This is a genomic window from uncultured Nostoc sp., assembly GCF_964247315.1.
In the GTDB taxonomy this organism is placed as follows: Bacteria; Cyanobacteriota; Cyanobacteriia; order Cyanobacteriales; family Nostocaceae; genus Nostoc.
The window spans coordinates 8,387-24,406 of record NZ_CAXTTT010000030.1 but is presented as its reverse complement, the minus strand read 5'-3'; the positions used below and the strand labels follow the sequence as shown (position 1 = coordinate 24,406).

At 38.9% G+C, this 16,020-nt stretch carries 12 protein-coding genes; 5 read left to right on the top strand and 7 right to left on the bottom strand.

What is annotated here, in order from left to right; genetic code table 11:
* Nucleotides 1-59 precede the first annotated feature (59 nt).
* The 3 genes from ACFE93_RS11500 to ACFE93_RS11490 all read right to left on the bottom strand — a co-directional run bounded on the left by ACFE93_RS11500 (nucleotide 60) and on the right by ACFE93_RS11490 (nucleotide 5,563).
* On the bottom strand, nucleotides 60-3,491 hold the full coding sequence (locus ACFE93_RS11500; protein WP_375473414.1) for a helicase-related protein: 3,432 nt from the start codon (nucleotides 3,489-3,491) through the stop codon (nucleotides 60-62).
* Between the two features lie 235 nt (nucleotides 3,492-3,726).
* Nucleotides 3,727-4,911, bottom strand: coding sequence for an NAD(P)H-quinone oxidoreductase subunit H (locus tag ACFE93_RS11495; protein WP_375473413.1), 1,185 nt, complete (start codon nucleotides 4,909-4,911; stop codon nucleotides 3,727-3,729).
* 520 nt (nucleotides 4,912-5,431) lie between these two features.
* Nucleotides 5,432-5,563, bottom strand: coding sequence for a hypothetical protein (locus ACFE93_RS11490; protein ID WP_375473412.1), 132 nt, complete (start codon nucleotides 5,561-5,563; stop codon nucleotides 5,432-5,434).
* Between the two features lie 142 nt (nucleotides 5,564-5,705).
* On the opposite strand from ACFE93_RS11490, the gene ACFE93_RS11485 reads away from it, so the two are divergent.
* A complete protein-coding gene (locus ACFE93_RS11485; RefSeq protein WP_375473411.1) occupies nucleotides 5,706-7,163 on the top strand; it encodes a M48 family metalloprotease in 1,458 nt (485 codons plus the stop codon).
* 171 nt (nucleotides 7,164-7,334) lie between these two features.
* Entirely contained in the window at nucleotides 7,335-8,219 is an 885-nt protein-coding gene (gene rsmH / locus ACFE93_RS11480; RefSeq protein ID WP_375473410.1) for a 16S rRNA (cytosine(1402)-N(4))-methyltransferase RsmH, read from the top strand.
* Between the two features lie 13 nt (nucleotides 8,220-8,232).
* Here rsmH and ACFE93_RS11475 read toward each other — a convergent pair whose 3' ends face one another.
* Complete coding sequence (locus tag ACFE93_RS11475) at nucleotides 8,233-8,457, bottom strand: DUF6887 family protein (RefSeq protein WP_375473409.1); 225 nt, start codon at nucleotides 8,455-8,457, stop codon at nucleotides 8,233-8,235.
* Nucleotides 8,458-8,624: 167 nt separating this feature from the next.
* On the opposite strand from ACFE93_RS11475, the gene ACFE93_RS11470 reads away from it, so the two are divergent.
* Both ACFE93_RS11470 and ACFE93_RS11465 read left to right on the top strand, forming a co-directional pair.
* Nucleotides 8,625-8,831, top strand: coding sequence for a glycogen debranching protein (locus ACFE93_RS11470; RefSeq protein WP_375473408.1), 207 nt, complete (start codon nucleotides 8,625-8,627; stop codon nucleotides 8,829-8,831).
* A 4-nt stretch (nucleotides 8,832-8,835) separates the two neighbouring features.
* Nucleotides 8,836-9,039 carry a hypothetical protein gene (locus tag ACFE93_RS11465; RefSeq protein WP_375473407.1) on the top strand — a complete coding sequence of 68 codons (204 nt, stop codon included), beginning with the start codon at nucleotides 8,836-8,838 and terminating at the stop codon, nucleotides 9,037-9,039.
* A gap of 110 nt (nucleotides 9,040-9,149) precedes the next feature.
* Here the strand turns inward: ACFE93_RS11465 and ACFE93_RS11460 are convergent, their stop codons facing one another.
* Both ACFE93_RS11460 and ACFE93_RS11455 read right to left on the bottom strand, forming a co-directional pair.
* Nucleotides 9,150-13,628, bottom strand: coding sequence for a translation initiation factor IF-2 N-terminal domain-containing protein (locus tag ACFE93_RS11460; protein WP_375473406.1), 4,479 nt, complete (start codon nucleotides 13,626-13,628; stop codon nucleotides 9,150-9,152).
* 189 nt (nucleotides 13,629-13,817) lie between these two features.
* Nucleotides 13,818-14,735, bottom strand: a complete 918-nt coding sequence (locus ACFE93_RS11455) for a histone deacetylase (RefSeq protein ID WP_375473405.1) — start codon at nucleotides 14,733-14,735, stop codon at nucleotides 13,818-13,820.
* Nucleotides 14,736-14,846: 111 nt separating this feature from the next.
* Here ACFE93_RS11455 and ACFE93_RS11450 point away from each other — a divergent pair, with 111 nt between their 5' ends.
* Nucleotides 14,847-15,884 (top strand): mechanosensitive ion channel family protein, encoded by a 1,038-nt coding sequence (locus tag ACFE93_RS11450; protein ID WP_375473404.1) that lies wholly within the window; start codon nucleotides 14,847-14,849, stop codon nucleotides 15,882-15,884.
* Here ACFE93_RS11450 and ACFE93_RS11445 read toward each other — a convergent pair.
* A partial coding sequence (locus tag ACFE93_RS11445; protein ID WP_375473403.1) for a hypothetical protein occupies nucleotides 15,826-16,020 on the bottom strand: 195 nt, incomplete at its 5' end. The two genes, ACFE93_RS11450 and ACFE93_RS11445, sit on opposite strands and share 59 nt — an antisense overlap.

Below are 16,020 nucleotides of genomic sequence, written 5' to 3'. Positions count from 1 at the left end.
CGTCTCTACAAAGGACTGATTATTGTAAAGACGGCGATTTATTGTCTCTCTTGCCTTAATTACAAATTAGAAAATAATCCTAAAGAACAAATAATCTGAGGTTCTCGCTTCTCCAGTTCTTCTGTGACAATACACAAACGGTCATCCATCCGTAGCGCCACTACTAACTCAGCCAACTGCTGATTATTAATACCGCTTCTCAGTTGACGATTGAGAGTATCAATGGCTGACTGTCGCAAAGGATAACGGTAAATCTCATCAATTGCTTTTAAAAGTTCTTCACTAACAAATAGTGTTCCCTTCATTTCTTGAACATAACTTTTCAGTCGTTCATAAGTGCGGAACCTTGCACCTGATGGTCGTCCTAATTGACCGCCTGCATTTTTCTCATCTTCAGCAATCAATTCAGCACCCTTGTTTACTAACTCGTGATGCTGTTTATCTCTGGGTATCGCTGGGGTAGATTCTTCACACGCCGCCACCCGCAGAACTGCTAATTGTGATTGAGTAACGCTATTTCCATCGCGGTCAACATAAATTAAAGAATCATTTCCCTCGGTGGTTTTCATATAAAGCAATACTCCCTCTGGTTGCACAGGTTGGGGAGTATGGGCGCGAGTAGAATAAACTACATTTTCCATTTCCTCAATCGTTTTTTTCAAACCTGGATTACCATCAGTGGCTTTTTTCCAAATTTGAAATGCTTCTGATGTCAAATCAACTTCTGTATCTTCTTCACCATCTAAAATTCCAGATTTTTCATTGTAGAGGTCAAGAATTACCCGTGCATCATCATCTTCAAAAAAAGCTTCATCAGTTCCCACCACTTCAGCATTTTCTTGCAGTCGTTTGCGGAGTCGTTCTCGCAAATTAATAATCCGTTCTACTCCCTCGGCTGGTAAAAAAGAATAACAGAGAATTTTATCAGCATTTTGTCCAATGCGGTCTACTCTTCCGGCGCGTTGAATTAAACGAATAATCGCCCAAGGTAAATCCCAATTGACGATAATTGCACAATCTTGTAAATTATGACCTTCACTCAAAACATCGGTAGCGATTAAAATACGCAACTCATCTGATGATGAAATTTGTTCGCGTTTATTATTACTGACAGGACTAAATCTTCCCGTCATTAATGTCGAGTCTTTAGATTGACCTGTCACCCCAGCTACATTAGTAATATGACTGGATTGCAAATTATCTGCAAGGTAGCGGACTGTATCGGCAAATTGTGTGAAAATTAGCACTTTATCATTAGGATGAGTTTTTGTGAGCAGTTTGATTAAAGCAGCGAGTTTTTCATCTTTTTGAGGATTCCACTCGCCACATTGCAGCACATTAATCAGTGCTTTGGCATCTTCTAACAAATCTCGTTTCAGTTTTTTAATATCAAAAAGTGTAGACCGCAGCCATTTAAATCTTCGTTGATATCGAGTTGTATATTCTTGGTAAATTGATTTTGCTCTTTGACGAAAAAATTTTTCTGTTTTAGATGTTTTCTCATCCTCGTTATCAAAATCAGTTACTTTTCCTTCCTCTGTCTCCACTTGCAGCAAAGTAGTAGACTCATCTTCTTCTGTTTCTGTATCAAACAAAGCTGCTACTACAGAATCGGCATCTTCATCATTATTACTTGTATCTAATAACTCAGCTTCTTGAGTTCCAATCGGAATATCAAGCCCTTGTTCTAAAGCATATAAATAAATAAAATTCCGTAAAATGTGGCGCTCAATTGATTGAATAAAAGCAACACCAGTACTTTCCAAACGTTTAAATAAATTAGTGCGAGAAAAACCCATTAACCTCCTACCACCACGAAATAAGCTATTAATAAAGCGTTGCTCTGCGTCTGTAGGCGGCTGTTTGTGTTTGGTAATAACGTAATTTCCTAGCCCATAACGAGGTAAGTTAAGTTGATTAATAACTTCTACGACTAACTCAGAGTAAAGACGAGCATAAAAGTCTGTGTTAGAAGCTTCTAAAGGAAACTTGAGACTACGAGGTAAACGCTGAGGAAAATAAGAACGTCTTCCATCAGCAAATTCTAAATATTTCCGCCCGGTTTCATCTGTTTGGGCATAATTATCTTTAATAAAAGAGCGAGTGCGGCGCACCATGTAACGCTTCATCAATTCTCGCCAGTCATCAGGGTGTTCGCTTTTCTCAAAAGCCGCTAAAGAACGGACAGAACACTGATGCTTTCTAATAAATTCTAATTCTCCTACAGAACTGCCACCAAGTTCATTAATTAAAGCTTCTGGTCTTAATCCCAAATCTTGGTCTTCTGGCACAAATAGCCGCAGTTGGGCAGAAAGGTCAAGATAACTTTTATTGTAAGGAGTAGCAGATAATAAAATACATTTACTTTCATTGGCAGCAATATATTCTGTAATTGCTCGATAACGTTTGCCTTCGCGGTTCCGTAAATTGTGACTTTCATCAATCAATACAACTCGATAACGGCGGAGTTTTGGTAACTTATTTTGTACTTGACTAATTGGCATAACTTCCGCAAGTAGCCGATAGTTATTTACATATTCTTGCCACATTGGTACTAAGTTTTTCGGGCAAATAATCAGTGTTTCTAAAAAACAATCTTCTTGTAATATCTTGGCTAAGGCGGTTCCAACTAAAGTTTTACCCAAACCGACCACATCACCCACTAATACGCCGCCACGCCTAGTTACATGACGTGCTGCTAGCTGTACGGCGGCTTTTTGGAACTCAAACAAATTGTTAAATTCGCGGGGGATGCGAAATTCTGAAAGTCCAGCGATCGCTTCATGAGATAAGTGGTAAGCTATCTTCAGGTAGATGTAGTAAGGTGAGACTAAATCTTCCCTAGCCCAGCTTTGATCGATAATTTCTGCCAATTCTTGGGAAATATCTACACAACCGTAATCTTGCCAGCGATCGCTAAACCACTTTTGCAGTTTATTACAAGCATCGTGGTCTAAAATATCAACATTTAATTCCCCTTGTTTTGCCAGTCCGGGAAGGGTTAAATTACTACTACCCAAAAATCCCACTGTGGGAGTGTTAGGGTCATGGCGATGCACAAGATATAACTTGGCGTGGAGAGAATGACGGAGAAACAGTTTAATAATTAGTTTCTGAGTTTTTAGCTGATGACTTAACCGCTGCAACCCCGCTTCATCTTGATTAGTCGGCGCACCGATAGTCAACTGCTGGCGAAATTCTGCCGCCATGCGTTTTTTAAATCGCACAATGCTACTGTTGTCAATCCGTCCATCACTACTACTAAGGGAAAATGCCGCATGAACTTCATCACTAGGCAAGCTTTGCATCCCAATTAGCAAACGGCAACAAGCATTTTCACTACCAACATACTGTTCAATTAAATTATCAATTCTTCGCCAACCTCTAAGGTTGAAGTAGCCAACGCAAAAATCTGCCCGATAAGAGATTTTGAGGGTTTCTCGTAAAATCGGTAGCAGTTGTAAATCAATGTTGTCAAAGATGCGGGGCATTATTTAAAACGCTATAAATATTTCGTACATCTGTTATATGAGTAAAAAATATTTATAGCTAGAGAAGGAGTGGTTCTGCGAAGGACTGATTATTGTAGAGACGGCGATTTATCGCGTCTCCTGCTTTAACCCAAGCGTATTGTAATATAGTCAGTAGTTTTACCCAATGCTAAAAAAATAGAGCAGTTGCACTGTAATACAACTGCTCTAAAAAATACTTAGATAGATATTTACTCTACCTATCCACAGACCCCATAATTACGTCAACACTGCCGAGAATGACCACGATATCTGCAACCTTCATCCCGCGCAGTAAATGTGGAACAATTTGGAGATTGTTGAAATCTGCTGCACGAATTTTCCAGCGTGCAGGGAAGACATTATCCTCGCCAACCAAATAAATTCCCAATTCACCTTTGCCACTTTCTACACGGGCATAGATTTCACCCTTGGGCATCTTAAAAGTGGGGGAAACTTTTTTACCGATGAATTGGTAATCAAATCCATCCCACTCAGATTTTTTACCTGCGGCTAAACGCTTGGCTTCCAGATTTTCAAAAGGGCCGCCAGGAAGTCCTTTAACTGCTTGGCGAATAATCTTCACTGATTCGCGCATTTCCCGCATCCGCACCACGTAACGGGCAAAGCAATCACCGGCGGTTTCCCACTGTACATCCCAGTCGAAATCGTCGTAACATTCGTAATGGTCAACTTTCCGCAAATCCCATTGCACGCCAGATGCGCGTAACATTGGGCCAGAAAGTCCCCAGTTAATTGCTTCTTCACGGGTGATAGTCCCAAGACCCTCAACACGTCGCCGGAAGATGGGGTTATCGGTTACTAAGCGTTCGTATTCATCAATTTTGGGTAATAGGTAGTCGCAAAATTCCAGACACTTATCTACCCAACCGTAAGGTAAATCGGCTGCTACCCCACCAACGCGGAAGTAGTTGTTATTCACCATCCGATAACCTGTAGCGGCTTCCCACAAATCATAAATCATCTCCCGTTCCCGGAACTGGTAGAAAAAGGGAGTTTGTGCGCCTACGTCAGCTAGGAAGGGGCCAAACCACAGCAAGTGGTTAGCGATACGGTTCAACTCCAGCATGATGACGCGGATGTAGCTAGCACGTTTGGGGACAGCTACACCTGCAAGCTTTTCTGGGGCGTTAACAGTGACGGCTTCGTTGAACATTCCCGCAGCGTAGTCCCAGCGACTAACGTAAGGGACGTACATAACATTAGTGCGGTTCTCAGCAATTTTTTCCATTCCCCGGTGTAAATAGCCGATGACCGGTTCACAGTCAACGACATCCTCACCATCCAGAGTCATGATTAGCCGCAGAACCCCGTGCATTGAGGGGTGGTGTGGCCCCATATTTAGCACCATTGGTTCAGTGCGGGTTTCTAGTCTGGTCATAAATTTCGTGTTCTCCGTTCGTGAAAATATTGAATTCAACCGCGCAGATGCCAACTAGACCCAATTTATCTTGTTTGTCAAGCCAAAGTAAGGGTTTTGGGAAGAGGGATTTGATTTGATGTTTAATTTTGTTGCACTTCTTCAACTATTATATGGAAGCTCGATATGCACTTAATTAAGGCATCGAATTTTTTTATCTCATGGTGCTGGGATAAGAAGACGGGGTGAAAGAAGACGCGTTTTCTCAATGATCACTATTAACTTCTGAGTTTTTACGTAAGCTATAGAGATATTGTGTCAGCTATATTACAGTTTTATCAGGCTGATACATATTTATGGCTTTCAATCAAGACCGTTTTGATAGGCTAATTCAGAAGTTAGAAGTTTTTGCTAATAAACAACCGCATCTTTATAAATTGCACGTTGCTTTTTTGGCTACTTTGGGCTACGCATATATATTGTTGATTCTAGCTGTAACATTGACTCTGCTGGTAGTTATTATCTTTGGGATACTTAATGCTCAGTCAATTTCTAACTTATCTTTGACAGGTCTTCTGTTTTTCCTGACGTTAGCATTCGTATTAGTGCGATCGCTTTGGGTTTCTTTCCCCCCACCAACAGGTTTACCATTACAATCCAAAGATGTACCCAATCTCTATTCTTTAATTAACGAAATCTCATCAAAGCTGCAAGCTCCACGGTTTCACCACATTCTGCTGACCAACGATTTTAATGCAGGGGTTGTCCAAATACCACGCTTAGGTTTGCTGGGATGGCAGCAAAATTACTTAATTGTGGGTCTACCATTGATGCTAGCACTACCGCCCGAACAATTTCGTGCTATCTTAGCCCATGAACTGGGACATTTATCAGGAAATCACAGCCACTTTAGTGGTTGGATTTATCGCCAACGCGAAACTTGGTATCGCATTCTTAAGGGACTCCAACAAAGTGGACACGATCTATCATTGTTAATTTTTCAACTGTTTTTGATATGGTACATTCCATTTTTTAATGCCTATTCTTTTGTGTTAGCACGAATGGATGAATATGAAGCAGATAGATGTGCTGTTGATTTAACGGGAGAACAAAATATTGCTAGAGCTTTGATAAATTTTCATGTCAAATCTAGATTTTTAGAAAGATATTTTTGGTCTAGTTTTTATAAACAATCAGAAACAGAGATTGAACCACCAATAATGACTTATATGGATATGAGGCAGGCTTTAAGCCAGAGACTTAATCAGGAAATTACAAGTGCTTATTTAAGTGAAGCTTTAACGGAAAAAACCAACCATGCTGATACTCACCCTTGCCTGACAGATAGATTAAAAGCCTTGGGATATATCGCCGATACTCAGCAGGAATTAGCTATATTTGCACCAATTGAAATTAGTGCTGCCCAAGAATTTTTAGGCGATACATTAGAAATTTTTATTGATTATTTTAGTCTAAATTGGCGAGAAAATATAGCAACACCTTGGCGGCAAAAATATGCTGAGTTTCAAAAACTGATAGCTACATTAAAAGATTTAAATTACAAATCTCAAAAACAACAGCTAACTTTAAAAGAAGCTATTCAGCGAGCATTTTTGACATTGAAAATTGAGGGCGAAGAAGCTGTTATACCTCTATTACAAGAAATTCTTCATCGTGATGCTTACCATGCATCAGCTAATTATTTACTAGGTGAAATATTATTAAAAAAACAAGATGCGACTGGAATAGAATACATTGAGAAGGCAATAGAGCAAGACTCAAATATAGTTATAGTAGGTTGTCAGATAATTTGCGATTTTCTGAAAAACCAAGGTAAAAACAAGGAGGCGAAGTCTTATCAAGAACGTGCAGAAAATTATCATAAATTAATTTTAAAAGCACAGCAAGAGCGCTCTAAATTGAAAAGAGATGATAAATTTTACTCTCATAATATTTCAGATATAGAGGTAAATAAGCTTCGTCAGCAGTTATCTCATTACCCGCAGATAATAACTGCTTATTTAGTTCAAAAGAATCTGCAATATTTTCCTGAAAAACCACTTTATGTTATAGCTGTCAAGCGTGGATTTAGTTTTTGGGAAGGTAGTCGTATTTATGAAAGCGATAACTCTAAAATTGTTAATAGCTTATTCAAGGAAAATGAATTATCTGGTAATGTATTTATTTTTATTCTAAATAGCAATTTAAATATGGAGAAAAAATTCAAACGGATACCAAATTCGATGATTTACCAGAAAAAAGGTAAAAAATAACACTACAGATGCTTAAAGCTCAACATTTAAAGCTGACGCTGAGTGTTGAGTTTATGATATTTTCTTTTGTGTCTTAGTGATTTAAAAACTATTTTTTAGCTAGGAACCACAAAGACACAAACAAAAGAATACATAATTAAAGTTCATCTGTGGTTTTTTGCCCTAAGTCTCATGAATCGTCAGCTAGCTATCGAAGAACCGATATTTTCTCATCTCCCAGTGTTACCGCAGGAAGTAATTGCAGGTCTAGCGGTATCTCCAGGAGGTCATTATCTTGATACGACGGTAGGCGGCGGAGGTCACAGCCGTTTGATTTTAGCAGCTGCGCCAGATGTACAATTAACAGCAATTGACCAAGATGAGGATGCTTTAGCAGCAGCGAGGAAAGAATTAGCTGAGTTTGGCGATCGCGTACAATTTATTTATAGCAATTTTGCTGACTACGAATTTCCCCCCAACACTTTCGATGGTATTTTAGCCGATTTGGGGGTAAGTTCTTACCATTTAGACCAAGCAGAAAGAGGTTTTAGCTTTCGCCAAGCTGCGAGTTTGGATATGCGAATGGATCGAGGGCGATCGCTAACTGCTGCTGATGTGATTAATAATTGGGATGAAGCGGAATTAGCAGATATTTTCTTTAAGTACGGTGAAGAGAGATTATCACGGCGCATTGCTAGACGCATTGTTGAACGGCGACCATTGCACACTACTACAGAATTGGCTGATGCGATCGCTTATTCAGTTCCTCCAAAATACCGTTATGGGAGAATTCACCCCGCTACCCGTGTTTTTCAAGCTCTGCGAATTGTCGTCAACGATGAGTTAAAATCTCTAGAAACCTTTTTGGATAAAGCACCAAATGCCCTTGTCCCTGGCGGTAAAATTGCAATTATCAGTTTTCACAGTTTAGAAGACCGTCCGGTGAAGCATGGTTTAAGAGATTCACCTTTGTTAAAGGTATTGACAAAAAAGCCAATTATTGCACAAGAAGAAGAAATTAGTCAGAATCCGCGATCGCGATCGGCCAAACTCAGGATAGCCCAAAAGCTGCTGTAACTGCAATGCAGGGTTAAATTGCTTCATCTCGTGGCTCAGAACTGCTGCGAATACGCTCAATGAAATGAGGATAATTTTCTAAATCTTGTTCTGACTGTAATGGTGGCATTTCAATCCAATTACCTTCGAGATGCAGCTTATCAACATAAGCGTAGAAGGTTTCTTGATCTTCCCGATGAGCAAGAACGTAATCATGTAACTCTTTCTGACTCATTGCATGAAAATTAGGCTTGCTCATCTTATGTATCTCCATTTCCCGTTAGGGTATATCTCTATGTCAATTAGTAATCGGTAATTGGGATTAGTTCACTACTTGTTACCGATTTTGCTCTGCAATTTTCGACTCTAATAGTGTTCTAAAATGACAAATAGCTTTTTTCGCTAAAGTTTTAGAGGGAATATTCCATGACTATTTGGGTAAATGAGCAAATTGATCCGTCTGGGATGATTCATGCCTGCATTGCCACTTGTAATGAATCTCAAGCTAAAGATTGTCATGATTCTTTTGAGAATAATTTGACTGAGAGGCAAAAGGCAGCAGGTTGGGTAGCACAATTGCGGACAGTCGATTCTTGGGATGAAGTGCCAGTGAATTCTTTAAAACTCAATTAATTGGGTGCAAACGCCTACAAGTACCCAATTAGTTAAGGATTCCGAATTTAAAGTTTTTCCTGTAGGATTGAATGTCGGGAGCCGCAATGTCAATCCTAGCATTTTAGTGCGTGGTCAAGAAAATGGTTCCGAAGCAACTGATTTTGCAAATTGGCTTCAGAAAACCTCTGTGTACCTTTGCGCTAACCTCTGCGTACCTTTGCGTTGAAAAAAAGCTAGAATTTGGCGCAGCTTTACAAAGAAACGGTATTACTAGAGACTTCCAAAAAATAAATTGCCTACGCATAGACCAAATTTTTGAGATTGTCATCAACAGGTTTAGCTGAAAAGGTGAGAAACATCAACGAAACCTTCATGAAGACTCACAATATTTGAAACTTCAGAATACATACTTCCGACTTTACCTGATTGATGGGTAAACAAATTATGACAACCCACAATTATCAAAAGTTCTTGAGCGCGAGAAAATGCAACATTTACCCGTTCTGGCTTCTTCGCAAATCCCACATCTCCTTTGCTATTGTTGCGAACCATACTGACAATTACAACAGGTCTTTCCATGCCTTGAAATCTGTCTACTGTACCAGTACGAATTTCTAGCGAAGGAAAAAGTTCAGATTGCAGACGTTCATCAATTTTTCTTAATTGAGCGCCATAAAATGTAATTACGGCAATTTCTTTTTTTGGTTCACCATTAGCAACTTTAGAAGCCCAAGTCTTCTCAAACTGATGACACAGACGTTCAATCGCATCAATTTCTGGAGTATTAAAGTAAGAAGTTCCATTTCGTTGCTCTAAAAAATGATTTTCTATAGGCGTTTTTACCCAGATAAGATGCTGAGATTCTTGGATAATTTCATCTGCTAAATGATGTGCGCGTTTTTTATCTGGCTGCAAAATACCAGATTCTAGTTTACCTTCATAAAATTGATTGATTGCTCCCATAATAAATGGGTGCATTCGATACTGTGTAGTTAGCATTTGTTTGATGCTTTCATCAGCAGATTCAAACTGACTTTTAAATAGTGATTCTTCTAAAAATTGTAGTTCGTCTCTTGTATTGCCTATTGTTTGAGCAACTTCTTCTAAAGTGCTAGTATCAAGCATGGGTGGTAATTGCCGATGATCTCCTACCATGACTAACTTTTTGCCTTTCAAAGCTGGGATTAGTAACTCTGGTGGAGTACACTTACTAACTTCATCAATAATAACGACATCAAAAGATTTGAATTCTTCAGAAAAACCTCTATTGGCAGCCTGAACACAGGTAATACCAACGACATTAGCATTATCTAAATAAATGCGCCTTAAATCGTCGCGGTCGCTTTCTGTTGGCTGTCTTAATTTACCTATCCAATCTTGTACAAAATTCTGATATTTATTCAGATAACTTTCGTCTTTTTGAAGTTGTTGCTGCCAAGATTCAAACTGAGTATTGATTTTGCGTAAAAACTCTATAGTAAACAAGTCGGCTTGAGAATTTTCTGGTTGAAATTTATCATGTATAGTTTGCCATTCTCTCAACCACCAGTTTCGTTCTTCTTTTAAGTTTTTTGATGGCTGTAGTTGTGATTTTTGTTCTATTTCGCGTAGATTTATTTGTAGTTTTTGAACTTGCTGTAGAGAAGTTTCCGTTTCTTTTTTTAGCTTTAATAAATGCTCATTTAGAGAATGTTTAATTGTATCTAGCACAGCAAAAGGTTCTAATGATGAGATTAAAGTTTCAAGCTGAGTGATACAAGTTTCCCAATAGTTCACTTGATTTATAAACTCTTGGGGTTGCTCCCAAATATTTGATTGTGTTGCCAGATATTTTTCAACTAGAATACGTAATTGATCGGGTAATTTTTTTTGATTAAGTTCTTGTAAGATATTAATTACCTGTTCAAGTTGGAAGTTAGCATCCTGCTGTGCTTTTTCTGCCTCAGTTTGAGTAATAGATATTTGCTGTTGGCTAACTTCATTTTTCTGAAGTTCATTTAATTGCCGTTGCAGATGCTGAAGCTGTTGATCGGTTTCTGTTTTTACTTTTAAAACGCATTGACGCGCATTTGTAAGGATTGTATCTAACAATTCTTGTGTAATGTGGGTGAGAGTAGAGTCAATGTTATTCCATTCCCATGATGTACTATAACTCCGTTGCATTCTAATTAAGAAAACCTGGGTATTCTCAACCAATAATTTTCGCTGTTTAGGGTTGAGTAGCTGATAATTGCTAAACTGTTGATAGGTTTCTTGCCATTGGGTGCGATCGCTCTTTGATAGCACCATTGGAATCTGACTAAAATTTTCTTGTAAAAAATAGCTAAAATTATGCTGTTTACCTCGCCTGTCAGTAAAACCCCCGTCTATTTCATAAGCGATCGCCTTTGCTAATAGCTCCCATTCAGGCAGGTTTATTTTGTATATCTTTGGTACTATTGGTAATTTTAATGTATTAGCAAACATCAACAAACCTAGTGGTAAGTCCACTAAATTCTCTGTTAGTGGTAAAGCGGATTGATGGCATTCTTTCAAAGTTTGATAGAGAAGAGAAGGTGCTATAGATTTCCATTCTTTAACTGCTGAGATAATGTAATCTATTTCCCGTTTGCGGTTTTGCCATATCTGGATTGTTTGCTGTATATTTTGCAGTTTAGTAAGGTATTGCTGATAATCTGGTTGTAACTGATTTAACGAGGCGAAATTTTGTTTGACAACCTCCACTGATGCTGCAACTTCTAAGATGGCTTTACTTGCCTCTTGAGCATAAGACAAAGCAGTTTTAAATCCAGAAATTTCTATTGTTACAGTTTCACGCAACCAAGCCGCTAAACCAAAAGCACCAAACGCCGGACGCACAAAGCCAAGTTCATCAGTATATTTGATGGTTTGACGAACATTTGCTAAAAATTCTTCTACTATACTATTCCCTTCTGTGTAGGGCTTAAGAAGTGGCAAAAAATCTATAACTTCTGAAGCTTCCCAATTGATATTTGGTGCAGTATTTAATATATTTTCTAATTTTGCAACTAGTGATTCAACCTCGTTATATTTTTTTACAGTTGCGTTGTAATATTTTTCTTGATTTTGAAAATTTACCTCTATTTTTAACTTATTTTTATTGAAGTTAGTCTGTTGCTGATTAAATTCTTCCTCTGCTTGGAAGTAAGCTGTAAATCTTTGTGATAATGCCAGTAGTTGACTGAAAATTTTAATATTTTCCAGCCGTTGAGTGAGATTATTTTCGCAGTCAGTTGCAGTATTTTCTAGCCATCTGCCAATCACTTGGTCTTCTAAAAATGGCTGTCCTTCTTCCCCAACTTTTTCAGCTTTCCCCTTGCGTACAGCCCGAATCACTGGGTTGTGAACTAATCGACTCAGGGCGTTATCTACTGCTAAATTGGCTTGAGATGCAATTAGAGTGCGTCCACCGCGAAGAGCAATTTGATAGCAAATCTCGGCAATTACGGTAGTTTTCCCAGTACCTGGTGGCCCTTGGATGAGAACAAGATCCTTAGCAGCAAGTACCTTTTCTACTGCTGTTTTCTGGCCAAAATTAGCAGAAGATAATAACAAATCTTGTGGTTGAAGTTCAACAGTTGTTTTGATTTGTCTAGCCTGAGAAGCATCGAATAAAAAGTTACCCAAATAAGGATTTTGAGTGTAACCATTATTCAAATCATCTAAAGCTTTTTTCTTACGCTGAATCTGCTGAATATCACCAACTGCTTCAAAACACAAAAATCCTGTATCTGGCAACTTATAACGCTCTGTTGCCATGAATTCAGCTAAGTCACGTTCTAGCCTGAGACTAATAATACAACGGTTGGTGTCAACTTCCTCAACAGTCCCTAATTGACGACCGCTAATCCAATTTTTGCCGACGGGAGCAGTTTCAAAAAGCTTTAAATCTTCGTTTTTTGTGCGTCTTGCTCGTTCCCAGAAGTTTTCGACATCGAGGGAATTTTGATAAAAACCGTCAAGGGTGGCTGAGGCTACATCAATTTCAAAACTGATTCGTCTTTTGAAGTTATAGTTGTGACTTACATAACGCACACAAAATTGACGTGCTTTCGCTATTTTTTCCTCAATCTGCAAAAATGCTTTCCAAGCTTTAAGCTGATCTTCTGTAGGCACATTTTCGCCACAAACTGGTGCGGCTGCTATGCGTTTCAATGTTGCGGGTGGAATGTCGAGATGATGCTGATGATTAGCTAGCAAACGTAAGCGACAAGGTACAGCATAGCTATCAGCCTGTCCCCGTGAAGGTTGTAACAACTGAGCCGAAAGTATTTTTATACCGTCGCGTCCATCTTTTGGTACAGCCGCTCTAAATCCTAATGTTTTTCTCAGCTTCTCAAGTCTTGCGGGTAATGGAAAATCATCGGAGTCTGTTGCTATTGTTAAATCCCAAATTTCTTCTCTTGCTTCTTTCCCCGCACCTTTGCGACGCACATAAAAGAGAGAGGGCTTTTTACCGACACATTCCAACATTAACTGATTGGCGCGATCGCGCCGCTCTCTAAATTCGGGATATGATTTCAGGACGCTTTCACCTTCAAGATGGCGGATAAAGCTATCAATTGCTGAAGCTATAAACATATAGCCCCAATCTTCAGAGTTTGTTTTAGTTTTCGAGGATTTTGCTGTTAGTTTATTTGCCACTGAACGAATGCGTTCTGCATCGGATTCGGAGATGGTGCTGGTATGGCCTTTGACTGCAATGTTGAGTTTGTCGCAAATTGCTAATAGCTTCTTGCTATCCAAATTCAATTCTTTTGCTAGTTCGTAAATTCTGAGTTTGCCGTTGTTCATCCAGTACTACCTTTGCCGACAAAATAGGGTTTAAATTTAAACGCACAGGAGCGTAGAGGAGCGCAAAGTTTATTTTAATCCCATTCGCTACAAATTAAATTTGGCACTACTCTGCGTACCTTTGCGTTTACTTTGCGTTCCTCTGCGTTTAAAAACTTTACGATTTTGGCAGTATTTCCTATTAACTAACTATAGTTTGTACTGATGGTAAACTTCACTAGCGGCGCGATGTAGCAAGGAGTGTCGCCAAACTAAAGATTTCATATCATCAGCATAACCGCCGCCAATGACGCAGGCGACGGGATAACCGCTACTCATACAGGTACTCAAAACCTGCATTTCCCGGCGGAAAATGCCAGCATCTGTAAGGGCTAATTTGCCTAAGCGATCGCCTATATGAGGATCTACACCAGCATCATAAAATACTAAGTCTGGCTTGACTTTAGACAATAAATCTGATAAATAATTCGCCAAAGTTTGTAAATAAGCATCATCCTCCATTCCCACCGGCAAAGGAACATCCAAATCGCTGTTTTGTTTAGTACCGGGGAAATTGACTTCGCAGTGCATGGAGAAAGTAAAAACGCTGTCATCGTCTTGGAAAATAAAAGCAGTACCGTCTCCTTGATGGACATCCAAATCGACAATCAGGATTTTTTGGACAAGTCCGAATTTTTGTAAAACGCGACAGGCGATCGCTATATCGTTGAAAATGCAAAAACCAGATCCATAACTAGGAAAGGCATGATGAGTGCCACCAGCTGTATTACAAGCTAAACCCTGACTTAGTGCCAGTTTAGCAGTAAGTATCGTACCACCTACCGCTACACAAGTACGATTTGCTAGTGCTGGACTCCAAGGTAAACCAATGCGACGCTGTGCTTTGGCATCTAGGGTTCCTTCGCAGTAAGCTTGAACGTAGTTTGGAGTGTGGACTAACTCTATCAACTTTAACGGCGGACGTTCGGGGGTGTGAAACTGTTCTTGATTAGCTACACCATCAGCTAACAGCAATTTGTAGAGTTGTCGAAACTTAGACATCGGAAAGCGATGTCCTTCAGGCAATGGGGCAACGTAATCTGGGTGGTAAATAATTGGCAAGTCCATATTCCAGAAAATCTCAAGCAGGTAATCCGGCAAATCACAAGGTAAAATTTAGCCATAATCTCAGCAAAAATGCTGTTACTCTAAATCTAAAACTCCAAATTTAAAATTGATATGATGGAATGGATTACGCCGATATCGTTTATTTTAGCTGGCTTCGTAGCTGGAATAATTGGTGAAAAAGTTATCTTCAAAAAACTAGAAACATTCGTTACTAATAAACGAATTTTCGGAAGTAAAATTATATTTCGCTCGCTGCACCGGATGACTTTTATTTGGTTTGTCATCGCCGGTTTTTTTTGGGCAGTTCTGAGTTCTCCTCTCAAGCCAGATGTTGCGATCGTACTGCAAAAAATTCTGACGATCGCATTGCTGTTTTCAGTAACCCTAGTCTTAGCCAAACTGACTGGTGGTTTTGTTAATTTATATATTCGCAGAGCCGAAGGCGTTCCTACATCACTAATTTCTAACCTTGCTAAGGCGACTGTTTTCGTTTTGGGAACATTAATTGTATTGCAAACAGTGGGTGTTCAAGTTACACCGATAATCACAACTTTAGGTGTTGGTGGTATAGCCGTTGGTTTGGCACTTCAAGACACACTTGCAAATTTATTTTCTGGTTTTTATTTAATTATTTCTAAGCAAGTTAGAACCGGAGATTATGTGAAATTAGATGCTGGACATGAGGGATATGTTATAGATATTTCTTGGCGGAATACAACAATTAAAGAAATCTCAAATAATGTCGTCATTGTTCCCAATTCTAAATTGTCCAGTGCGATTTTCACAAACTATCATTTACCCGCAAAAGAAATTACTTTAACAATGGATGTAGGTGTCAGTTATGATAGCGATTTGGAACAAGTTGAAAAAGTGACTGTAGAAGTTGCCAAAGAAGTCATGCAAGAAATCGCACCGGAATTAAAAGAAAGCGAACCATATATCAGATTTCATACTTTTAATGATTTTAGTATAGATTTTACGTTATATATGCGGGTAAGTGAATACTTCGATCAGCGTATAGGTAAACATCTTTTTGTCAAAAAATTACACAAACGCTATCAACAAGCAGGGATTATAATTCCCCTTCCCATCAGAAAGGTTTATCTACAAAATAATATAAATAAAAATTCGGCATTAAATCCAGACTAACTGTTGCTAAATACAGCATTTCATTAATTTGTAGCGAATTAAATTTGACAATACCTTGCAATGCCAATACATCCCGATGCAATGCCAATGCATCTCGATACAATGCCAATGCATCTCGATACAATGCCAATGCATC